Source organism: Kitasatospora sp. NPDC018058 (assembly GCF_044327205.1).
GTDB lineage: Bacteria > Actinomycetota > Actinomycetes > Streptomycetales > Streptomycetaceae > Kitasatospora.
This window is the reverse complement of record NZ_JBIRFA010000012.1, coordinates 62,594-82,855: the sequence shown is the minus strand read 5'-3', so window position 1 is coordinate 82,855 and position 20,262 is coordinate 62,594. Positions and strand designations below refer to the sequence as shown.

Below are 20,262 nucleotides of genomic sequence, written 5' to 3'. Positions count from 1 at the left end.
CACACCTACGGTTCCGGCATCCACCCGCCGCACTTTCAGGAGTCGGTCACATGCGCAGCACGAAAGCCCCCACCAGGACGGCCTCCGGCGCCCGCCCGGGCTCGCCCCTGACCGGCGGTCCGGTCCGGAAGCTCGCCGCCGTCGCGGCGTGCGTCCTGCTCGCCGCCGGCTGCGCCAAAGCCGGCACCGCCGGGACGGCCGCGGCGGACGGCGGTGGCGCGAAGGCCCCGGTCAAGGTCGGCCTGGTGTACTCCAAGACCGGGCCGCTGGCCGCCTACGGCAAGCAGTACCTGGAGGGCTTCAGGGCCGGCCTGAGCTACGCGGCCAAGGGCACCGGCGCGGTCGACGGGCACAAGATCGAGTTCGAGGAGCAGGACGACGCGGGCGACCCGGCCAAGGCGGTGTCCGCCGCCAAGGACCTGATCGGCAAGGGCTACAAGGTCCTGGCCGGCTCCACCGCCTCCGGCGTCGCCCTCCAGGTCGGCCCGATCGCAGCCCAGAACAAGGTGCTCTTCATCAGCGGCCCGGCCGCCGCCGACAAGGTCACCGGCTTGAACAAGTACACCTTCCGTTCCGGCCGCCAGTCCTATCAGGACATCAGGACCGCGGCCTCGTTCATCGGTGACGCCAAGGGCAAGAAGGTCACCGTGCTCGCTCAGGACAACGCCTTCGGGCAGGCCAACGTGGCCGCCGTGAAGGCCGTGCTCGGCGCCCAGGGCGCGACGGTGGAGCAGGTGCTCGCCCCGCCGAGCGCCACCGACCTCACCCCCTTTGCCACCCAGGCCAAGACCGCCAAGCCCGACCTGCTGTTCGTCGCCTGGGCCGGCGACACCGCGTCGGCCCTGTGGACGGCGCTCAACCAGCAGGACGTGTTCGCCGACACCAAGGTCGTCACCGGCCTGGACCTGGCTGCCTCCTACCCGCTGTTCGGCCCGGCCGGCGAGAAGATCTCCTTCCTGAACCACTACTTCGACGGCGCGGCGGGCACCCCGGTGGAGAAGGCCATGACCGAGGCCGTCACCGCCGCCGGCGGGAAGCCCGACATCTTCACCCCGGACGGCTTCACCGCCGCCCAGATGATCGTGCACGCCGTCGAGGCCAACCACGGCTCCGCCGACGACACTTCGGCCCTGGTCAAGGCGCTGGAGGGCTGGAGCTTCGACGGGGTGAAGGGCCGGACCGCGGTCCGGCCCGAGGACCACGCCCTGCTCCAGCCGATGTTCCAGGTCCGCCTGACCGGCAGCGGGGCCGCTGCCAAGCCCTCGGTGGAGAAGACCCTGACCGCGGACGAGGTGGCGCCCCCGGTCACCCCGATGGTGGGTTGATCCCGATGTCCGTTCCCGCTGCCTCCGCTACGGGGTCCTCCTCGCTTTCCTCCTTTCGACGCTCCTCCTCGCCTTTCTCCTCTCGGCACGCCTCCTCTCAAGGCTCCGCCTCGCCGGTGCTGCGACTGGACGGACTCGGCTGGGCGGTCCGTGGCGTCCCGATCGTCGAGGACGTCTCCTTCTCTGCCAGCGAAGGCGAGTTCATCGCCTTCATCGGGCCCAACGGCGCGGGCAAGACCTCCCTCTTCAATCTGATCTCCGGCATCTACCCGGCGAGCCACGGCAGCCTCCACCTCGACGGCGCGGACATCACCGCCGAGGCCGTGCATGCCCGGGCCCGCCGCGGGCTCGGCCGCACCTTCCAGACCTCCTCCCTCTGGCCGGGGATGACGGTTGCCGACCATGTCCGTCTTGCTGCCCAGGCGGCGGCCGGGTCGCGTGCCTCATACCGGCTCTGGCGCCGGGCCGACCGCTACGCGGAGCAGGTGGCCGACACCCTGCACCGCGCCGAACTCGCCCACCATGCCGACACCTTGGCCGGAGCGCTCTCGCACGGGGAGAAGCGCAAGCTGGAGCTCGCCGTCCTGCTCGTCTCCGACCCCAGGCTGATCCTGCTCGACGAGCCGATGGCCGGAGTCAGCGCCGAGGAGGTGCCCGCCCTCACAGAGCTGATCCGTTCCGTGCACCGCGCCCTCGGCCGGACGGTCCTCATGGTCGAGCACCACATGGAGGTCCTGCTCGGGCTGGCCGACCGCCTGGCGGTGATGCACCACGGCACCTTGCTCGCCCTGGACACCCCCGAGGCCGTGATGGCCGACCCGACCGTGCAACAGGCCTACCTGGGTGAGGCGTTGTGACCTCCTCTCCGCTCTCCTCCTCGCAGTCGTCCTCCTCCGATCCGCAGTCCTCTCGGTCCTCTCGGTCCTCCTCGCCTCCTTCTGCTGCTGAACCCCTCCTCTCCGTCCGAGATCTGCGGGTGGTCATCGACGGGCTGCACATCCTGCACGGCGTCGACCTCGACGTGGCACCTGCCGGGGGCACCGCGGTGCTGGGCCGGAACGGCGCCGGTAAGACCACCACCGTCAAGGCCGTCATGGGCCTGGTGCCGCGCACCGGCAGCATCCGATTCGCCGATGCTGAACTCTCCTCCCTTTCCACACACCTGGTTGTTCGACAGGGCATCGGCTACGCGCCCGAGGACCGGGGGATCTTCGCCGGCCTGACGGTCGCCGAGAACCTCCGTCTCGCCGAGCGCTCCGCCCGGGACGGGGCCGAGGCGGATGAGCCGAACTACCCGCTCGTCCATGAGCTCTTCCCCGAACTCGAGCAGCGGGCCGGACAGCTGGCCGGGACGCTCTCCGGTGGCCAGCAGCAGATGGTGGCGATCGGCCGGACGCTGCTCAACCGGAACCGGCTGATCATCGCCGACGAGCCCACCAAAGGCCTGGCGCCGAAGGTCGTCGCCGAGGTGGCCGAGGTGCTGGCGCGTGCGGCCGAGGCCGTGCCCGTTCTCCTGGTCGAGCAGAACCTGGCCCTCGTCCGCCGGCTGGCCGGCACCTGTGTCGTCCTGGCCGACGGCCGGACCGCCCACCGGGGCGACACCGCCGAGCTGTTGGCCGATGAGGAAGCCGCCCGTCGCCTGCTCGGCGTCGGCTCCCGTCATCCGCTGGCCGGTGAACCCCGGCCCGCCGCCTCCCCGGCCGCCCCTGTCGTCACCGCGGAGGTGAAGCCCTGATGGGCACCGTCGTTCTCCTTTCCTGTACCGGTCTAGGGCTCGGTGCGCTGTACTTCCTGGTCGCCTCCGGTCTGTCGTTGATCTTCGGTCTGATGGACGTGCTCAACTTCGCGCACGGCGCCCTGCTCTCCGTCGGCGCCTATGCCACCTGGTGGGCCGGCGCCGTGACCGGCCTCTCCTTCTGGTTCGCGGTGCCGCTCGGCACCCTGGTCGGAACGGTCGCCGCCGTCCTGCTGGAGCTCTTCCTGATCCGGCCGCTCTACAGCCGCCCGCGCGACCAGATCCTCGCCACCATCGGGGTCGGGCTCGCCGTACCCGCCCTGCTCATGGGGATCTGGGGCGCGGACGCCCGCCCCTTCCCCCAACCGGCCCTGCTGTCCGGCACCTGGCACGCGCTCGGCGCGACCGTCCCGGTCAACCGCTTCGTGCTCGTGGCCGCCGCCGCGCTGTTGTTGCTCACTCTTCGGTTGTTCCTCACCCGTACCCGCTACGGGCTGATCGTCCGGGCCGGCGTCGAGGACCGGGCGATGGTCACGGCGCTCGGCATCGACGTCCGGAAGGCGTTCACCCTCGTCTTCGCCCTCGGCGGGGCGGCCGCCGCGCTCGGCGGCGCCCTCGGTGGCCTCTACTTCGGTTCGGTCAATCCCGGCCAGGGGACCGGCCTGCTCATCTTCGCCTTCGTCGTCGTGGTGATGGGTGGCATGGGCTCCGTGACCGGAGCCGCCGTCGCCTCGGCGGGCGTCGGCCTCGTCCAGCAGTTCGCGAACTACTACACCGGCGCCGGGCTCGGCGACCTCTCGGTCGTCGTCCTGCTCGCCGTGCTGCTTCTGGTCCGACCCCGTGGACTCACCGGGAGGCTCGCGTGAGCGCCGAAACCCCGATCACGAGCACCGGTGGCCCCGCGGCCGCCCGCAGCGCCGCCACCTCGGCAGGGGGGACTGACACCAGCCCTGCCGTGACCGCCATGCCGGCAGAGGGGACTGACACCAGCTCCGCCGACACCGTCACTGTGGCAAGGGGGACTGACACCAGCCTTGCCGGGACCCATTGTGAACACACGGACGAGCCCGGAGCCATCCCTCGAACAGGTGATTCGGGCACTCATCGCTGGACAGTCATCCACAGAGCGCTACGCTGGTGGCCGATCGCTCTGCTGATCACGCTCCTTGTCGCCCCATACAGTGCGCTTCCCGTCCCGGGACTGCTCGACGGCCCGCTCGGCAGCCCCGGAAGTCTCCAACTCATCGCCCTGTGCCTGCTCTACGGGGCCCTCGCCACCGGCTACGACCTCCTGCTCGGCCGTACCGGACTACTCTCCTTCGGCCACGCGCTCTACTTCGCGACCGGCCTCTACGTCACCGACCTCGGCATGCTGGAGCTGCAACTCCCGTTCGTCGCGGCCGCGGTGCTCGGTGTCGCCTGCACCGTGCTGCTGGCCCTGCTGCTCGGCTCGGTGAGCCTGCGCGTCACCGGTATCGGCTTCTCCATGGTCACCCTCGCCTTCGCCCAAGCCGGCTCGATCCTCGTCCAGCGCAACCCCGGTGGCGTCACCGGCGGCGAGGAGGGCCGCTCCGCTCCGGCCGACCTGCTGCCCTCCGGTCTGCTCGGGATCGAGAACACCGCCAACCTCTACTGGATCGCCGTCGGATACCTGGTGCTGACGGTCGCGGCGGTCCACTGGGTCGTCAACTCGCCGGCCGGGCGGGTCTGGGAGGGCATCAAGGAGAACGAGCGCCGGGTGGAGGTGCTCGGAGTTCGGCCCTACGGCTACAAGTTGGTCGCCTTCGTACTGGCCGGCGCGCTCGCCGGGCTGGGCGGGGTGGTCTACCTGCTGCTGACCGGTGGCGCCACCCCGCAGGCCGCCACCTCGGACGCCACGCTCGCGCTGCTGGTCATGGTGGTCCTCGGCGGTTCCGGGACCCGCTGGGGGTCGCTGCTCGGCGGGGTCCTCTACACCTGGGCCGGCCACCGGCTCGGCGACCTTGCCAACTCCACGGCCGTCGCCGACCTGCCCGCGGTCCTGCGCGTTCCGCTCTCCCAACCCCTCTTCTTGCTGGGCGCGTTGTTCGTCGCCGTGGTCTACCTGCTCCCCGGCGGCCTGGCTAGACTGCCTGCCCGCATCCGTGCCGCCCGATCCGCCCGCGCGGTCCGCACTCCGGCCGGCGTGCGGACCGCCAGTCCCGCCGGAGGTGCCCCCACGTGAGCCAGTCGCCCCTAGAACCCGAGGAGTTGACCGTCCCCGTGCCCGGCGGGGACCTGTCCGTCCTGCGCTGGCCCGCCGCGCGGCCGGAAGCGCCCACGGTCGTGGCGGTGCACGGCATCACCGCCAACGGCCTCGCCTGGTACGAGGTCGCCCGCCGGCTCGCAGGGCGGGTCGCCCTGCTCGCGCCCGACCTGCGGGGGCGCAGCGCCAGCCGCGCGGTCGCCGGACCGTACGGGCTGGCCCGGCACGCCGACGACGTGGCGGCGCTGATCGCAGCCCTCGACGTGGGGCCCGCCGTGGTCGTCGGCCACTCGATGGGGGCCTGGGTCACCGCCCTGTCCGCCGTCCGGCACCCCGAACTCGTCCGCCGGGTGCTGCTGGTGGACGGCGCCGTGAGCTTCCCGCTCCCGGAGGGCGTGCGCGAGGAGGACGCCCTGGCCGCAGTGCTCGGGCCCGCGCTGGCCCGGCTGTCGATGACCTTCCCGGACCGCGACGCCTACCGGGCGTTCTGGCGCCGCCATCCGGCCTTCGGCCACGACTGGTCCGAGGGGATCGACGCCTACACCCAGCGCGACCTCATCGGCGCCGAGCCCGAACTGCGCTCCTCCTGCGTCCTGGAGGCCGTGCAGACCGACGGCGCCCAGGTCCTGCTGGACCAGGAGGCCGCCGATGCCGTGCACCGGTTGCCCTGCCGGGCCGAACTGCTCTGGGCGGAGCGCGGCCTGCTCGATGAGCCGCAGGGCCTGTACGACCACCAGCGGATCAAGCTTTCCGGGCTGGACCGGGAGCGGGTCCCGGCCTCGCAGGTCCCGGACACCAACCACTACTCGATCCTCTGGGGCGAGGCGGGTGCCGACCGCATCGTCCGCGGCCTGCTCGCGGACGTACCCGCCGCCGGGTAGCGGACCCGGCCCGAACGACGACGGCCGGCGGGGTGCGAACACCGTGCCGGCCGTACCGGACTCAGTCCGGAGCCGGTTGTTCCGCGCCCCGGCGCGTCAGCCCGCCGCGCCCAGGAAGCTGTCCCAGCCGCCGGCCGGAGCCTGGCCGACGTTGAGGGTGCGCAGCTTGCGCAGAGTGGACTGGTCCTGCACCTCCAGCCACTCGACCAGCTGCTTGAAGGAGACCAGCCGAACCTCGGGCTTGCCCGCGATGGCCTTGAGCGCCTCCTCGACGGCGTCCATGTAGATGCCGCCGTTCCACTGCTCGAAGTGGTTGCCGATGAAGAACGGCGCGCGGTTGCTGTTGTAGGCCCGCTCGAAGCCGGCCAGGTAGGAGTTGGCGGCCTGGGTACGCCAGTCGCCGTACTTGGACGGGTCGCCCTTGGTGCTGCCGCCGGACTGGTTGGCCAGGATGTTGTAGTCCATCGACAGGACCTGGAAGGTGTGCCCGGGGAACGGGATGGACTGCAGCGGGAAGTCCCAGACCTTGCCGTCCTGCACCTTCTGCGGCCATATCTGCAGACCGCCCGCGGAGCTGGCGTCGTACTTCCAGCCCAGCTTGGCGATGGTCGGCAGCAGCGCCTTCTGCCCCTCCAGACAGGGGGTGCGGCCGCCGATGAGCTCCTTCTTGTAGTCGAAGGGGAGCGGGTCGACGTCGGTGAAGCCGGTGTTGGTCCGCCATTGGGTGACGAAGCCGATCGCCTGGTCGATCTCGCTCTGCCAGTCCTCCGGAGTCCACATGTTGACCCCGTTCTTGTCCGGGCGGCTGGAGCAGAAGTGCCCGTTGAAGTGGGTGCCTATCTCGTGCCCGGCCAGCCAGGCCTGGCTGACGAGCTTGAGGGTGCTCTTCACCGCGCCGTCCGACAAGTACGGTATGTCGGAGGCGCCCACCGAGTGCTTCGGGGGGTGGTACAGCTCGGACTTGCCCTTGGGCAGGGCGTAGATCCCGGACAGGAAAAAGGTCATCGTGGCCTTGTACTGCTCCGCCAGCTTCAGGAAGCGGGGGAACTGGCCGTCGTCGGTGCCGCCCGCGCCGTCCCAGGAGAACACCACGAACTGCGGCGGGCGCTCGCCCGGCTTAAGCTTCTCGGGCTTGGGCTGATTCGGCTGCGGGCCGGTGTCCGCGTTGGAGCCGTCACCGATCGGGGTGCCCTTGGGGACCACCGCCTGGGTCGGGTCGGTGGTGCTGCTCTTGGCGTCGCCCGTGCCGCCGCCAGGGGAGGAGGTGGTGGAGTCCTGCCCAGAACCGGATCCGCTGCTGGAACAGGCCGTGACCGCGCCGAGGGCTGCGGTCGCGGCGGTAGCACTGAGCACCGTCCTGCGCGAGATGCTGGTCATGGTCTCCCCTGGGTGCCGATTCCGGTGGTGAGGGCGGCACGGGGCCGCACCGGTCAAATCAGGCAATTGATGAATATTCGCCGTTAGCATGTCATGTCGCCGCAGTGGCCACGAAGGGCGCTGGGCTCCCGACGACAGTCAACACGCCGGGCACACCCGGTTGGGCTGCAGGGATCGGTCGTCTGTTGCGGTCCTGTGACGGTTCGCACGGCGCGACGTCAGGGAAGTACGGTACCGCCGCCCTGTCCGGCCCGTACGGAGTTCGTCGGCGCTCGGCACGGTTCATCGCCTGTTGGGGAAAATTGTGCTCCTGGCGGGACCCCGTGGCTGGAAAGCGTCGGCCGCAGCCCGAAGGCGCCGGTCGGGGCAGGGTCGGTCAGAGCGCGGCCAGTCGCCGGTTGCGGCGCACTATTCGCGCGATCGCGGTGCTGATGGCAGTGGCCGCAGCGCAGGAGACCGCCAGACTCAGCCAGGCCGTGTTGAACCAGTGGCTGTTCAGCCAGCCCAGCGTCACGATGTACGCGGCCCAGACCAGCGCCGCCAGCGCCGACCAGTGCAGGAAGCGGTGCGGATGGGCGGAGGAGTGGCCGATGGCCAGGTCCAGGACGGTCCGCCCGGCCGGAACGAACCGGGCGATCACCACCATCGCGGCCGCCCCGCCGTGCGGGCGCTCGATCAGGGACTTCTGGACCCGGGCCACGCTGGCCGCCAGCTTCGGGCGCCGGGCGAGCCGGCGCTGCAACATCGGGGCGCCGCGCCGGGTGAGGTGGAGCAGCAGGACGTCACCCAGGAAGGAGGCCACCGCCACGCCCAGGCCGAGCAGCACCGGGGCGCCGCTGATCTGCTCCGTCTTGAGTACTGCCAGGATGACCAGCGTCCCGCTCGGAATGAAGGGGAGTAGGGCGTCGCCGAGTACGGCGAACAGCGCCAGGGCGCAGATCCACGAGGATCCGATCGCCGCCACGAAGTCCAAGGCCCTTACTCCCTCCACGCCGCCCGGGGGAGCAGGTGGCTGCTGGGTCAACGCTAGCGCCTCGACTTTTCATGCTATGAAGCACCCCGGTATGCGGAGGATCACTGCAGGCGATCGCGCCTCGCAGGGTTCGATCGCGCACAATGGCCGCCCACAGCGGCCGCGCGCTGCGGCGGGCCCTCGGCGGCGACGAGCGACGGCGACGAGCGGCGGGGGTGAGCGGTTCGGGGAGGAGGGGTCGGTCGGCGGGAGAGGGCCGGGGGGAAACGGCCGGAAATGGCACGAGCCCCCGGGGCGGGGTGCCGCGCCGAGGGCTCGCAGGGATCGTTCGGTGCTGGTCCAGCCCGACGATCTTGCTGGCGGAAGGCGGACCCGCTCGATGATCCGCTCCTGATCACCAGCCTGCCGGATGCCGGCCGCCGATCGCGAGCCCCGGGGCTGGCGACTTCCACTTCTGGCGTGAAGTCGCCATCCGTGTCCGTCTGCTGGCGCTCCGTCAGCCGAACGGTCGGTCGGCCGCTCCGGAAGGAACGGCCTCACCGCACCCGGATCAGGCGTGCCCACCGGGAACAGCGAGCCCGCAACCGTGGTTGACCCCGGTCGGCAGTAGCGACCGCCGGGCGTCCGCGACCCGTGCGGCCGCCCAGGACGGCCGGCTCGGAGAACAGCCGGATCAAGGACAGCCAGGAGGGCGGACGGCATGACCACCGAGGACCAGCAGGAGCACGGGACCGAGCCGCCGATCGGCGCGGCGATCCGAGGCGCCGCCCGCGGCACGGCACCCGCTCCGCTCTCGATCCTCGACCTGGCCACCGTCGGCGTCGGCTACACGCCCGCCGAGGCTCTGGCCGCCACCACCGAGCTGGCCCGCCGGGCCGAGCAGTGGGGGTACCACCGCTTCTGGGTGGCCGAGCACCACGGCATGCCCGGGGTGGCCAGCTCGAACCCGGCCGTCCTGCTCGCCCACCTCGGCGCCAACACCACCACGCTGCGGCTCGGCTCGGGCGGGGTCATGCTCCCCAACCATGCCCCGCTCGCCATCGCCGAGCAGTTCGGCCTGCTGGAGGCCCTGCACCCCGGCCGGATCGACCTCGGGCTCGGCCGCGCCCCCGGCACCGACCCGGCCACCGCCCGGGCGTTGCGCCGCGGCCTCACCGAGGGTGCGGACGACTTCCCGCAGCAGCTAGCCGAGCTGACCCACTTCCTCGACGGCGACTTCCCCTCCGGCCACCCGTACGCGCGGCTGACCGCCGTTCCCAAGGGCGCGGACCGCCCGCCGATCTGGCTGCTCGGCTCCTCCGGCTTCAGTGCCCAGCTGGCGGGCCGGCTCGGCCTCCCGTTCGCCTTCGCCCACCACTTCAGCAGCGCCAACACCGTCCCGGCCCTGGACCTGTACCAGACGTCCTTCCGCCCCTCCGACGTGCTCAGCGAGCCGTACGCACTGATCGGCGTGAGCGCGGTCGCCGCCGACGACGAGCCCACCGCCCGCCGCCTCGCCCGCTCCGCGGCCCTCGGCATGCTCCGGCTCCGGCGCGGCACCCCCGGCCCGATCCCGACCCCGGAGGAGGCCGAGGAGTACCCGTACAGCCCGGTCGAGGCGGACTTCATCGACAGCTGGCTCGACAACGTGGTGCTCGGCGACGCGGGCCAGGTGGCGGACGGTCTGGAGGCACTGCGCAAGCGGACCGGGGTGAACGAGCTGATGGTCACCTCGCACATCCACGGCCACGCGGCCCGGTTCCGCTCCTACGACCTGATCGCCGAGGCGTACGGCCTGACGGCAGGCGGCTGACGGCAACCGCCTGACAGAAACCGCCTGACAGAAACCGCCTGACAGAAACCGACAGACGGAGACCGCCCCCGTCCCCGCCCTACCGGCCGTGCGGGGTCGGGCGGCCCTCCCGGAGTATCGTCGCGACCAGCTCGGCTTCGCCCGGCCGGGCGAAGTACCAGCCCTGGGCGGTGTCGCAGCCGGTCAGCCGGAGCCGTTCCGCCTGGGCGGCGCTCTCGATGCCCTCGGCGGTGACGGTCAGGCCGAGGGTGTGGGCCAGCTGCACCATCGCGCCGACGATCTGCTCGTCGGCGTCGCTGCGGCGCGATCGGAGCTCCGGCATGGGCGGTCGGTCGGTCGGGGCCGGGTCGCGGAAGCCCTCGATGAAGGTGCCGTCGAGCTTCAGGACGTGCACCGGCAGCCGGGAGAGGTAGGCCAGGTTGGAGTAGCCGGTGCCGAAGTCGTCGATGGCGATCCGCACCCCCATGTCGGCCAGCGCCTGCAGGGCCTGCAGCGGGCGCCCGCCGGGGCCGAGCAGGGCGCTCTCGGTGATCTCCAGCTGCAGCAGCCGGGCCGGCAGGCCGGTGCGTTCGAGGGCCTGGGCGACGTCGGCGACCACGTCGGAGTCCCAGATCTGGCGGGCCGCCAGATTGACGCTCACGAAGGTCTCGGTGTCGGGGAACTCGGTGAGCCACTGCTTGGCCTGGCGGCAGGACTCCTCCAGCACCCAGGTGCCGAGCGGCACGATCGCGCCGGACTCCTCGGCCAGCGGGATGAAGCGGTCCGGGGAGATCGTCCCGTAGCGGGGGTGGCGCCAGCGGACCAGGGCCTCGGCGCCGTGCACCGCGCCGTCGGCCAGGCCGACAAGCGGCTGGTACTCGACGGTGAACTCGCCGCGCTCCAGGGCCGGCCGCAGCGCGGTGGCGAGCAGCTGGCGGGTGAGCTGGTGGGCACCGCGGTCCGGGTCGTAGAGGGTCCAGCGGGCACGGCCGTCGGCCTTGGACCAGTAGAGGGTGGCGTCGGCGTCCTTGACCAGGTCGGTCGGGGTGGTCTCGTGCACCGGCCGTTCGACGACTCCCACGCTGGCGGTGATCACCAGCCGGTGCCCGGCGACGTCGAAGGGACGTTCCAACACCTCCAGGATCCGCCCGGCCAGTGCGGTCAGCTGCTCGCTGCCGATGCTGTCGGTGACCAGGACGGCGAACTCGTCACCGCCCATCCGGGCCACCAGGTGGGCGTCGCGCTCGGAGAGCCCGCGTCGCAGCCGGGCCGCGACGGCGATCAGCAGCTGGTCGCCGATGTGGTGGCCGAGGGTCTCGTTGATCGCCGCGAAGCCGTCGAGGTCGAGGTAGCAGACGCCCACCCGGCGCCCGTCCGCCGCTGCCGCCACGGGACGGTCGGGGCCCGCGGCACTCCTGGGCTCTTCGGTGCCCGCGAGGCAGGCCGCGTCGAGCTGTTCGAAGAAGAAGGTCCGGTTGGGCAGCCGGGTCAGCGGGTCGTGCAGCGCCTGGTACTCCAGCCGGGCGCCGAGCCGGCGCTGCTCGGTGATGTCCTCCACCAGCGCGAGGGTGTAGAGCGGCCGCCCGGCGCCGTCCCGGATCAGGGAGACGGTCACCTTGCTCCAGACCGTGTGTCCCTCACGGTGCTTGAGCTGTTTCTCCACGCGGAACCGTTCCCGCTCACCGTGGGCGAGCTCGGTGAAGAGCCGGTGCGGCATGCCCTCCGGATCGATGATCTCGTGCAGGTGGGTGCGGACCAGTTCGCCGACGCCCCGTCCGATCAGCGCTGCGAAGGCCGGGTTGACCTCGATGATCCGGTCCTCGGGGTCGATCAGGGCCATGCCGATGACGGCGTCGCAGAAGGCCGCCCGGAACCGGGACTCGCTGGCCCGCAGCGCCGCCAGCAGCCGGTCGCCGCCACCGCCCTCCCAGCCGGGGGTGTCGGCGGCACCGAGGTGGATGCCGTCGGTCAACGGTGCGGAGCAGGTGGGGCAGAGCAGGACCTCGGGGTCCTTCAGGGGCCCGTAAGCCATACCGGAAGCAGCCGAAGCGGCGGATACGGCGGTAGCGGCACCGGCAGTACCGGCCGAAGCGGCAGGGGCCGCAGACGCAGCCGATGCGACGGAGGAGGCCGAAGGGGCGGAGACGGCCTGATCGAGGACCGGCGCGTTCAGGTGCCGGTGGTGTGACGATTCCTCGTGTCGCACGCCTGGTTGGTGTGCGTCGGCCCCCTCGTTCTGGCCCGGCACGGCATGCTCCCGTCCGCTGCTGACGCTTGACGATGATCCGCCTGGCCGGTCGGGACTCCGGCGGCCGGCTCCGCGCTCTGTCACGGTCCTCGGAGTCGGTCCGCTGCGGGGCGACCGCCGTGGGGCGCTGTCGCGCGGGGATCCGCGTGAAGAACAGGGCGCTTCGGCCGATCATAGGCCGCGATGACAACGCGCGGTGACCGCCGCGAGGGTGATTCGCCCCCTTTTGTGATCATTCATGGCGGAACGTGCAGACGCCCTTGGTACGCATCACATGAGGTGCGCCGAGAGTGCGTGCGCCGAAGCCGCACCCCCGCGCGCTGGTTGCGCGCCGGGGGCGGGGCGGGTGCGCCCCGGACGAGCCGGGGACGGGGTCAGGCCAGCTTGGCCGTTAGGGTGATGGTGGTGCCGGTCAGGGCCTGGCTGACCGGGCAGTTGGCCTTGGCGTCCTCGGCTGCCTTCACGAAGCCGGCCTCGTCCAGGCCCGGCACGTCGCCGGTGACGGTCAGGTGGATGCCGGTGATGCCGGTGCCGGGCTGGAAGGTGACGTCGGCCTGGGTGTCGAGCTTGGTGGGTGGGTTGCCGGCCTTGGTCAGGCCGTTCGAGAGGGCCATCGAGAAGCACGCGGAGTGGGCGGCCGCGATGAGTTCCTCGGGGCTGGTCTTGCCGTTGGGCTCCTCGGCGCGGGCCGGCCAGGAGACGGGGTACTCGCCGATCCCGGAGGAGGCGAAGGTCACCTGCCCCTTGCCGTTGAGGAGATTGCCCTCCCAGGCGGTACGGGCGGTGCGGGTGGTTGCCACGATCGGTTCCTCCACTACTGAGGGACTGCTGAGTCGTCACTTCCGGTCATGCACGCACCAGCCTACGGGCAGCCCCGCCCCGGAGTCGGGAGCCGGACGTTCCGTCGGGTTGTCCGGATGCCGGACGGTTCCGTTGAACGGTGCGGGGGCCGAGCTAGTGCCCTGTTAGATTTGCCGGGGCCCGAGCCCGGCCGGCGTACGGTCGGGCGCCCACCCCAGACACCGGGAGCCGACCCGATGACGGACCAGCCCACGACCTCCGACGCCGGCCTGCCCGAGGGGATCGACGAAGCCGTGCGGGCGGAGTTGACCAGCCTGCGCGAGAGCATCGACAACATCGACGCCGCGGTGGTCCACATGCTGGCCGAGCGCTTCAAGGCGACCCAGCGGGTCGGCCGACTCAAGGCCGAGCACAAGCTGCCGCCGGCCGACCCGGCCCGGGAGCGGGACCAGATCAAGCGGCTGCGGGAGCTGGCCGCCGGGGCCAAGCTCGACCCGGTCTTCGCGGAGAAGTTCCTGAACTTCATCATCGCCGAGGTCATCCGCCACCACGAGGCCATCGCCCGCGCCTGAAGGCGACCCTGAACACCGCCCCGCTCGCCGCCCCGGGCGTGACCCTGAGCACGGACGGCCCCGAGGGCAGCGCCGAGCGCGGCCCCGAGCCGGCGCTCCCCCTGCGGCGATGTCCGGCGATGTCAGAGGCGGCTAAACGCCGGATTTCGTGAGGCCCCCCGGTTGGCGTAGCGTGCAGGTTTCCCCAGCCGGAGAGGTGGAGCAGCGACGATGGCGGTGAACCTGCCCGAAACGCCCAGCGGCGCCCCCAGTGATCCCGCCGTGCAGGACGTCGAGGACACCCAGCACACCAGCGGCGCACTCGGTACCCCCGACGTACTCGGCGCATCCGGTACCTCCGGCGCATCCGGTACCCCCGGCGCATCCGGCGCCGCCACGGCCCCCGGTGCCCCCGGCAGCCGCGCCGAGGCCCGCCGCCGGGCCGGCGGTTCGCGTGGTCGCAAGGCCCGCCGCTCGGCGCGTCGCCCCCGGCCGTGGTGGATCGAGCTGCCGGCGATGATCGGCGTCGGGCTGGTGGTCGCGCTGCTGATCAAGACCTGCCTGTTCCAGGTCTTCACCATCCCGTCCGGTTCGATGGAGAACACCCTGCGGGTCGGCGACCGGGTCGGCGTGAACAAGCTCGCGCCGCTGACCGGCTGGGAGCCGGAGCAGGGGCAGCCGGTGGTGTTCAAGGACCCGGGGAACTGGCTGCCGCCACAGCCCGTCGACTCCAACCCGATCACCAACACCGTGAGCTCGGTGCTCAGCTTCGTCGGGCTGGTGCCGCCGAAGGACGACAACTACCTGGTCAAGCGGGTCATAGCGACCGGGGGCCAGACCGTGCAGTGCACGGGCACCACGCTGACCGTCGACGGGAAGAAGGTCGACGAGCCGTACCTGCACCCCGGCGACGACTCCTGCGCGGGCCTGGACTTCGGTCCGGTGAAGGTGCCCGCGGGCTACATCTGGGTCGAGGGCGACCACCGCAGCGACTCTGCGGACTCCCGTTATCACCGGCAGGGCCCGGGGGGCGGCGCCGTGCCGGTGGACAACGTGGTGGGCCCGGTGTCGGGCGTCGTGTGGCCGCTCAATCACCTCGACTGGTTCGGCTGGACCGGCCACTGACCCCGCGCTCGGCGGCGGCCACCCGCTCCCGTGCCCCCGACGCCGATCCGAAGGCCGGGGAGACAGCGAAAGCAGTGGAACCGGAGGGCGCGGTATTCAGGACAGCGGCCCGCCGCCGGCGGTCACCTCGGTCGCCACGCCCCCCGGCGTCGAACCGGCTCCCGACGCCGACCCCGACGCCGATCCCGCTTCCCCCTCCGCCGGCTTGCTGATCTGCGCGGCGAAGGCGCCCACCAGGACCAGCAGACCGCCCGCGACCTGCGGCAGCCCCAGGTGCTCGCCGAGCAGGACCCAGGCCAGCACGGTGGCGACCACCGCCTCCAGGTTGGCCACCACGCCCGCGATCGGCGGCGAGAGGTACCCGACCGAGACCACGCCGGTCAGGTACGCGAGCACGGTCGCGATCAGCACCATCCAGGCGGCCGGGATCAGCGCGGGCAGGGTGTGCCCGTTCATCACCACGGACCCGCCGAGGGGGCTCCAGTCGGTCTGCCAGGGCCGGGTGAGGGCGGTGAGCAGAACGGCGCCGATGAGCAGTCCGTACGCACTGACGGCCAGCGGGGCGACCGGGTGCTCGCCCCGGCGGCCGGCGTCGGCGAGCACGAAGTAGCCGACCTGGCAGCAGGCCGCGCCGAGGGCGAACAGCACGCCCAGGGCGTCGAAGCCCAGGCCGTTCCAGACCTCGACCACGCAGGCCAGCCCGGCCACCGCGATGCCGGCGCCGACGGCCGCGCCCCGGGTGATCGGCTTGCGCTGCACGAACTTGACGTAGCCGATCAGCAGCGGCGGCCCGAGGTACTCGATGAGCAGTGCGACGCCGACCGGGATACGGGAGATCGCCGCGAAGTAGCAGGCCTGGACGCCGGCCACGGCGAGCAGGCCGAAGCCGAGCAGCAGGCCGGGGCGGCGCAGGACGGCGTCCCGGTGCCGGTAGGCGACCGGCAGGAGGGCCACGGCGGCGCCGGTGACCCGGAGCCACACCACGTGCAGCGGTGAGAGCCCGGCCTCGATCAGCGGCTTGGCCGCGGTGCCGGAGCCGCCGAAGGCGAATGCGGAGACCAGCGCGAGGCTGAGGCCGAGGGTTCTGCCCGAAGGGTGGGTGGGCGAGGCCGTTGAGCTGTGCACCGACGCATTGTGACAGTCATACCGATGCTTCGGTAAGGCGTCATTTCGTTATTCGGTCCTGGTCCTCGCCGTGAGCAAGCGCGCGCTCACAGCGAGACCAGCGCCGTCAGCCCCCGGCGCCGGCCCTGGCCCCGGAGAGCGCGTCCGTTCCGCCGGTCGGCTGGGTGGTCGGCTGGGTGGTCGGCGCCGTGGTCGGCCCGGTGGTCGGCGTCGGCCCGGTGGTCGGCCGAACGGTCGGCCGGGTGGTGGGCTGCGTCGTCGGCTGGGTGGTCGGGGGAGCGGTCGGCTCGGTGGCCGCCCCGCCGGCACCCGAGCCCGAGCCCGAGCCCGGGCCCGTGCCCGAACCGGAGCCGTTGCCGCCCGACGAGTTCCCGCCGGAGTTGCCGCTCGGCGGGGTGCCGGTACCGGCGCTCGGCGTGGCGGCGCCGGTCGACGGGGCGGTGGTCGGCGTGCTCGGCGCGGTGGGCAGATCGGCCGCGCCCGCGGAGCCGTCGCCGTCCGCCGGGGTCGCGAAATCGCTCACCGGCTGGCCCTTGAGCGCCGCCTTCATGTAGCTGGTCCAGATCTGCGCCGGGTACTGGCCGCCCGCCGCACCGTCGATACCGCCGACACCGCTCAGGCTGACCTGGGCGCCGGTGCCCGGGTCCTGGCCGAACAGCGCCACCGAGGTGACCAGCTCGGGGGTGTAGCCGACGAACCAGACGGACTTCTGGTCGTCGGTGGTGCCGGTCTTGCCCGCCGTCGGCCGGCCCAGCGCCTTCGCGCGCCAGCCGGTGCCGCCCGGGTCGCTCACCACGCCCTGGAGCATCGAGGTGACCTGGTCGGCGGTGTCCGAGCTGATCGCCTGGGTGGTCTTGTGCGCGGGCAGGGGCACGCCCTCGCCGCCGCGGTCCACCGACTGCACCAGCCACGGGGTGATCTGCTTGCCGCCGTTGTCCAGCGTGGCGTACACGCCGGCCATGTCGAGCACGCTCGGGGTGGCCGCGCCCAGCGGGATGGACGGCACCGGGTCCAGGCCCGGGGTGTTGCCGGGCAGGCCCAGCGCGACGCCGGTGTCCTTGACCTTCTGCAGCCCGGTGTCCTGCGCGAGCTGGGCGAAGGCCGAGTTGACCGACCAGTCGGTGGCCTGCTGCAGGCTGATCTGGCCGTAGCTCTTGTCGCCCTCGTTCGGCGGCGCGTACGGGGTGCCCTTGCCACCGCGGACCTTGCGGCCGCTGGTGCCGTCGTAGATCGTGCGCGGGGTGACGGTCCGGCCGTCCTGGGTCTTGGCGTTGTTCTCGAAGGCGGCGGCCAGGGCGATCGGCTTGAAGGTCGAGCCGGCCTGGTAGTCGCGCCGGGTCGCGTTGTCCACGTAGTGCTTCACGTAGTCGACGCCGCCGTACAGGGCGACGACCGCGCCGGTCTTCGGGTCCACCGAGACGGCGCCCGCCTGGGCGGCCGCGTCCTTCTTCCGCTTGTCCGGGTTCAGGGTGTCGCGCAGCTGCGCCTGGACCGCGTCCTGCATCGCCTGCTGGCGGTTCGGGTCGATGCTCAGCTTGATGGTGTAGCCGCCCTTGGCCAGCTCGGTCTCGCTGATGACCCCGTTCGAGGTGAGGTCCTGGGTGGCCGCGTCCACCAGGTAGCCGGACTGGCCGGACAGACCCGGGTTGGGCTGCGGGTCCTTGACGTCGGGGAAGGTGGTCTTGGCCCGCTCGTCGGCGGAGAGCCAGCCCTCCTTGACCATGCCGTCCATGACGTAGTTCCAGCGGTTGACGGCGTTCTGCTTGCCCGCCGCGGTCGCGGTGGCCACGTCGTAGGCGCTCGGGGCGTTCAGCAGGGTGGCCAGGTAGGCGCCCTGGGCCGGGTTGAGCGCGGAGGCGTCGACGCCGAAGTACGCCTGGGCGGCGGCCTGGATGCCGTACGCGCCGCGGCCGTAGTAGGAGGTGTTCAGGTAGCCGGAGAGGACGTCCTCCTTGCTCTCGGTGGCGTCCACCTTGATCGCTATGAAGAGTTCCTTCACCTTGCGGGTGATCGACTGCTTCTGGCTCAGGTACGTGTTCTTCACGTACTGCTGGGTGATGGTGGAGCCGCCCTGGGTGCCCTCGCCGGTGGCGGTGTTGAGGGCGGCCCGGACCAGGCCCTGCACGTTGACCGCGCCCTCGTTGTAGAAGTTGCGGTCCTCGGCGGCCAGCGCTGCGTGCTGGGCGGCGGGGGAGACCTTGTCCAGGCCGACGTTCTGCCGGTTGGTCTGGCCGGTGCGGGTGATCACCGAGCCGTCCGAGTAGAGCCAGGTGTTGCTCTGCGCGATCGCGGCGGCGTGCGCGTCGGGGACCTTCACCAGCGCGACCCCCAGCGCGAACAGGCCGACGCCGAGCAGCAGGGCCGAGGCGAGACCGAGCAGGGTCATCCGCCAGGTGGGTATCAGTCGACGCCAGCCGGTGCGCTTGGGTCGACGTGGCTTCCTGCCGCCTGCCGTGCCGCCGGGCGTACCGGCGGAGCGCTTGAACCGCTTGACCGGCCGGAGGTTGATCGACGGCGTGCGTCGGCCGCCCAGGGTGTTCTCAGACAAAGCGCGGCCTTCCTGCGGGCGGACCGGGCCAGCCTGCACAGACGGGGACATCGGTGGTTGGGGACCTTTGTCCCGATTCCGGTTTACTGCCCAGGACGAGCCGCGCGGGCCGAATGGCTCCGCCGGAACGGCAATCGAGACCGACATCACACGCAAAACGGACGTCGGGGGCCAAAAAATCGAGGAGCCCCTCGCTATTGCGAGAGGCTCCCCGATGTCTGTGCGCCGCCAGGGACTCGAACCCCGGACCCGCTGATTAAGAGTCAGCTGCTCTAACCAACTGAGCTAGCGGCGCCTGCTGACCTGGAAAACAATACACGGTTCCGAGGGGCGCTTCGAACCATCCCGGTTCCACCCCTCCCCGCCGGGCCGCCACGGTGTCCGTTTCCGCCTGGTTGGGGCGGAGTTCGCTGCCGGTTAAGGTGGAACGGTGCCCAGCCCCCAGCCAGGACACCTTCAGCCGGGACACCGCTTCCTGCGCGTCGGCGGCGTCCCGCTGCACGTCTGCACCGAGGGCAGCGGTCCGGTCTGCCTGCTCACCGGCGGCCTCGGCAGCAGCTGGTTCGACTGGGACCTCGTCGTCCCGTTCCTCACCCCCTACCGCACCGTGGTCCGCTTCGACCGGCCCGGATACGGACTGAGCGCCGCCGAGCCCGCCACCGGGCGGCCCGCCCCGACGGCGGCCGGCGAGGCGGGGCGGATCCTGGCGGTACTGGACGGCCTCGGGCTGGTCGGCCCCTGCACTCTGGTCGGCCACTCGCTCGCGGGCTTCCACGTGGAGGCCTTCGCCCGGCTGCACCCCGAGCGGGCCGTCGGGCTGGTGCTGGTCGACGGCAGCGTCGAGCAGGCGGCCCGGCCGTACCCGGCCCCCGTCGCGCGCGACCTGGCGGCCCGGGCGGTGGCGGGCGCCGCACGGGCTGTCGCGGTGCCGTACCTGTTCGGCCCGGCCGCCCGCCGGGTGGCCGCCCGGCTGTCCACCGTCCGCCGCGAGGACCTCGCCCCGGCGCCGCTGGCCCGGCACTGCTACCGCACCGGCCGAGCCCTGCGCGCGCTGCTCCGGGAGGGTGGGCGCTACCTCGACATGGCCGCCGAGCTGGACGAACTGCGGCGTTCCCGGCCGCTGCCCGAGGACCTGCCGATCACCGTGATGGCCGCCGACGACGGCTGTCGCAACCGTCGCACCGAGAACCGGCTGGCCGAGCAGCGGGAGCTCGCGGCCCTGCTCGGGGCCGACTACCGCACCACCGCCCCGGCCGGGCACCTGGTGATGTTCGACCGCCCGGACGCGGTGGCCTCCGCCGTCCTCGAAACGAGCTGAGGCCCCGGAGCGGGCCCGGGAGGTAGCCTTCGACCGCTCATCGCCGCCCTCCGCATCGGCGCAGAGCGGCAGCGGTTCCTCGGCCGGCAGGTGGGTGTCGGAGGAAGCCGGGGCGGGAAGGTCCACCCGTCCCGGAAACGCCTCAGGCCGCCCACCGGAGTGGACGGCCTGAGACCTTGCCATGTGCGCCGCCAGGGACTCGAACCCCGGACCCGCTGATTAAGAGTCAGCTGCTCTAACCAACTGAGCTAGCGGCGCTT

The 20,262-nt window shown here is 72.1% G+C and carries 16 protein-coding genes and 2 tRNA genes; 10 read left to right on the top strand and 8 right to left on the bottom strand.

Annotated features, from left to right (window positions below; all coding sequences use genetic code 11):
• Positions 1-50: 50 nt before the first annotated feature.
• The 6 genes from ACH4E7_RS18730 to ACH4E7_RS18705 all read left to right on the top strand — a co-directional run bounded on the left by ACH4E7_RS18730 (position 51) and on the right by ACH4E7_RS18705 (position 6,165).
• A complete protein-coding gene (locus ACH4E7_RS18730; RefSeq protein ID WP_396250125.1) occupies positions 51-1,325 on the top strand; it encodes a substrate-binding domain-containing protein in 1,275 nt (424 codons plus the stop codon).
• A gap of 116 nt (positions 1,326-1,441) precedes the next feature.
• Entirely contained in the window at positions 1,442-2,182 is a 741-nt protein-coding gene (locus ACH4E7_RS18725; RefSeq protein ID WP_396250124.1) for an ABC transporter ATP-binding protein, read from the top strand.
• A gap of 119 nt (positions 2,183-2,301) precedes the next feature.
• Entirely contained in the window at positions 2,302-3,060 is a 759-nt protein-coding gene (locus ACH4E7_RS18720) for an ABC transporter ATP-binding protein (protein WP_396250123.1), read from the top strand.
• A complete protein-coding gene (locus ACH4E7_RS18715; RefSeq protein WP_396250122.1) occupies positions 3,060-3,926 on the top strand; it encodes a branched-chain amino acid ABC transporter permease in 867 nt (288 codons plus the stop codon). The genes ACH4E7_RS18720 and ACH4E7_RS18715 overlap by 1 nt, the downstream gene beginning before the upstream one ends.
• Before the next feature lie 251 nt (positions 3,927-4,177).
• Positions 4,178-5,263, top strand: a complete 1,086-nt coding sequence (locus ACH4E7_RS18710) for a branched-chain amino acid ABC transporter permease (protein ID WP_396250260.1) — start codon at positions 4,178-4,180, stop codon at positions 5,261-5,263.
• Complete coding sequence (locus ACH4E7_RS18705) at positions 5,260-6,165, top strand: alpha/beta fold hydrolase (protein ID WP_396250121.1); 906 nt, start codon at positions 5,260-5,262, stop codon at positions 6,163-6,165. The genes ACH4E7_RS18710 and ACH4E7_RS18705 overlap by 4 nt, the downstream gene beginning before the upstream one ends.
• A 96-nt stretch (positions 6,166-6,261) precedes the next feature.
• On the opposite strand, the gene ACH4E7_RS18700 is transcribed toward ACH4E7_RS18705, so the two are convergent.
• Complete coding sequence (locus ACH4E7_RS18700) at positions 6,262-7,542, bottom strand: hypothetical protein (protein WP_396250120.1); 1,281 nt, start codon at positions 7,540-7,542, stop codon at positions 6,262-6,264.
• Between the two features lie 376 nt (positions 7,543-7,918).
• Positions 7,919-8,506: a DedA family protein gene (locus tag ACH4E7_RS18695; RefSeq protein ID WP_396250259.1), complete on the bottom strand. Its 588-nt coding sequence runs from the start codon at positions 8,504-8,506 to the stop codon at positions 7,919-7,921.
• A 709-nt stretch (positions 8,507-9,215) separates the two neighbouring features.
• Here ACH4E7_RS18695 and ACH4E7_RS18690 point away from each other — a divergent pair.
• Positions 9,216-10,307 carry an LLM class flavin-dependent oxidoreductase gene (locus ACH4E7_RS18690; protein WP_396250119.1) on the top strand — a complete coding sequence of 364 codons (1,092 nt, stop codon included), beginning with the start codon at positions 9,216-9,218 and terminating at the stop codon, positions 10,305-10,307.
• A gap of 79 nt (positions 10,308-10,386) precedes the next feature.
• Here ACH4E7_RS18690 and ACH4E7_RS18685 read toward each other — a convergent pair whose 3' ends face one another.
• Both ACH4E7_RS18685 and ACH4E7_RS18680 read right to left on the bottom strand, forming a co-directional pair.
• Positions 10,387-12,318 carry a putative bifunctional diguanylate cyclase/phosphodiesterase gene (locus ACH4E7_RS18685; RefSeq protein ID WP_396250118.1) on the bottom strand — a complete coding sequence of 644 codons (1,932 nt, stop codon included), beginning with the start codon at positions 12,316-12,318 and terminating at the stop codon, positions 10,387-10,389.
• A gap of 590 nt (positions 12,319-12,908) precedes the next feature.
• Positions 12,909-13,334, bottom strand: a complete 426-nt coding sequence (locus ACH4E7_RS18680) for an OsmC family protein (RefSeq protein WP_396250117.1) — start codon at positions 13,332-13,334, stop codon at positions 12,909-12,911.
• Between the two features lie 237 nt (positions 13,335-13,571).
• Between ACH4E7_RS18680 and ACH4E7_RS18675 the strand changes: the two genes are divergently transcribed.
• Both ACH4E7_RS18675 and lepB read left to right on the top strand, forming a co-directional pair.
• Entirely contained in the window at positions 13,572-13,907 is a 336-nt protein-coding gene (locus ACH4E7_RS18675) for a chorismate mutase (RefSeq protein ID WP_355671933.1), read from the top strand.
• Between the two features lie 210 nt (positions 13,908-14,117).
• Entirely contained in the window at positions 14,118-15,011 is an 894-nt protein-coding gene (gene lepB / locus ACH4E7_RS18670) for a signal peptidase I (protein WP_396250116.1), read from the top strand.
• A 96-nt stretch (positions 15,012-15,107) separates the two neighbouring features.
• Here the strand turns inward: lepB and ACH4E7_RS18665 are convergent, their stop codons facing one another.
• The 3 genes from ACH4E7_RS18665 to ACH4E7_RS18655 form a co-directional block, all read right to left on the bottom strand.
• A complete protein-coding gene (locus tag ACH4E7_RS18665; protein ID WP_396250115.1) occupies positions 15,108-16,136 on the bottom strand; it encodes an EamA family transporter in 1,029 nt (342 codons plus the stop codon).
• A gap of 106 nt (positions 16,137-16,242) precedes the next feature.
• Positions 16,243-18,684: a transglycosylase domain-containing protein gene (locus tag ACH4E7_RS18660; RefSeq protein ID WP_396250114.1), complete on the bottom strand. Its 2,442-nt coding sequence runs from the start codon at positions 18,682-18,684 to the stop codon at positions 16,243-16,245.
• Between the two features lie 221 nt (positions 18,685-18,905).
• Positions 18,906-18,979: transfer RNA gene (locus ACH4E7_RS18655), tRNA-Lys, on the bottom strand.
• A 135-nt stretch (positions 18,980-19,114) separates the two neighbouring features.
• Between ACH4E7_RS18655 and ACH4E7_RS18650 the strand changes: the two genes are divergently transcribed.
• Positions 19,115-20,002: an alpha/beta fold hydrolase gene (locus ACH4E7_RS18650; RefSeq protein WP_396250113.1), complete on the top strand. Its 888-nt coding sequence runs from the start codon at positions 19,115-19,117 to the stop codon at positions 20,000-20,002.
• A 184-nt stretch (positions 20,003-20,186) separates the two neighbouring features.
• On the opposite strand, the gene ACH4E7_RS18645 is transcribed toward ACH4E7_RS18650, so the two are convergent.
• A tRNA-Lys gene (locus ACH4E7_RS18645) sits at positions 20,187-20,260 on the bottom strand.
• Positions 20,261-20,262: the final 2 nt, after the last annotated feature.

Coding starts and splice junctions, on each gene's coding strand:
- ACH4E7_RS18730 (WP_396250125.1), top strand. CDS start 51: ATGCGCAGCACGAAAGCCCCCACCAGGACGGCCTCCGGCGCCCGCCCG.
- ACH4E7_RS18700 (WP_396250120.1), bottom strand. CDS start 7,542: ATGACCAGCATCTCGCGCAGGACGGTGCTCAGTGCTACCGCCGCGACC.
- ACH4E7_RS18675 (WP_355671933.1), top strand. CDS start 13,572: ATGACGGACCAGCCCACGACCTCCGACGCCGGCCTGCCCGAGGGGATC.
- ACH4E7_RS18715 (WP_396250122.1), top strand. CDS start 3,060: ATGGGCACCGTCGTTCTCCTTTCCTGTACCGGTCTAGGGCTCGGTGCG.
- lepB (WP_396250116.1), top strand. CDS start 14,118: ATGGCGGTGAACCTGCCCGAAACGCCCAGCGGCGCCCCCAGTGATCCC.
- ACH4E7_RS18685 (WP_396250118.1), bottom strand. CDS start 12,318: ATGGCTTACGGGCCCCTGAAGGACCCCGAGGTCCTGCTCTGCCCCACC.
- ACH4E7_RS18690 (WP_396250119.1), top strand. CDS start 9,216: ATGACCACCGAGGACCAGCAGGAGCACGGGACCGAGCCGCCGATCGGC.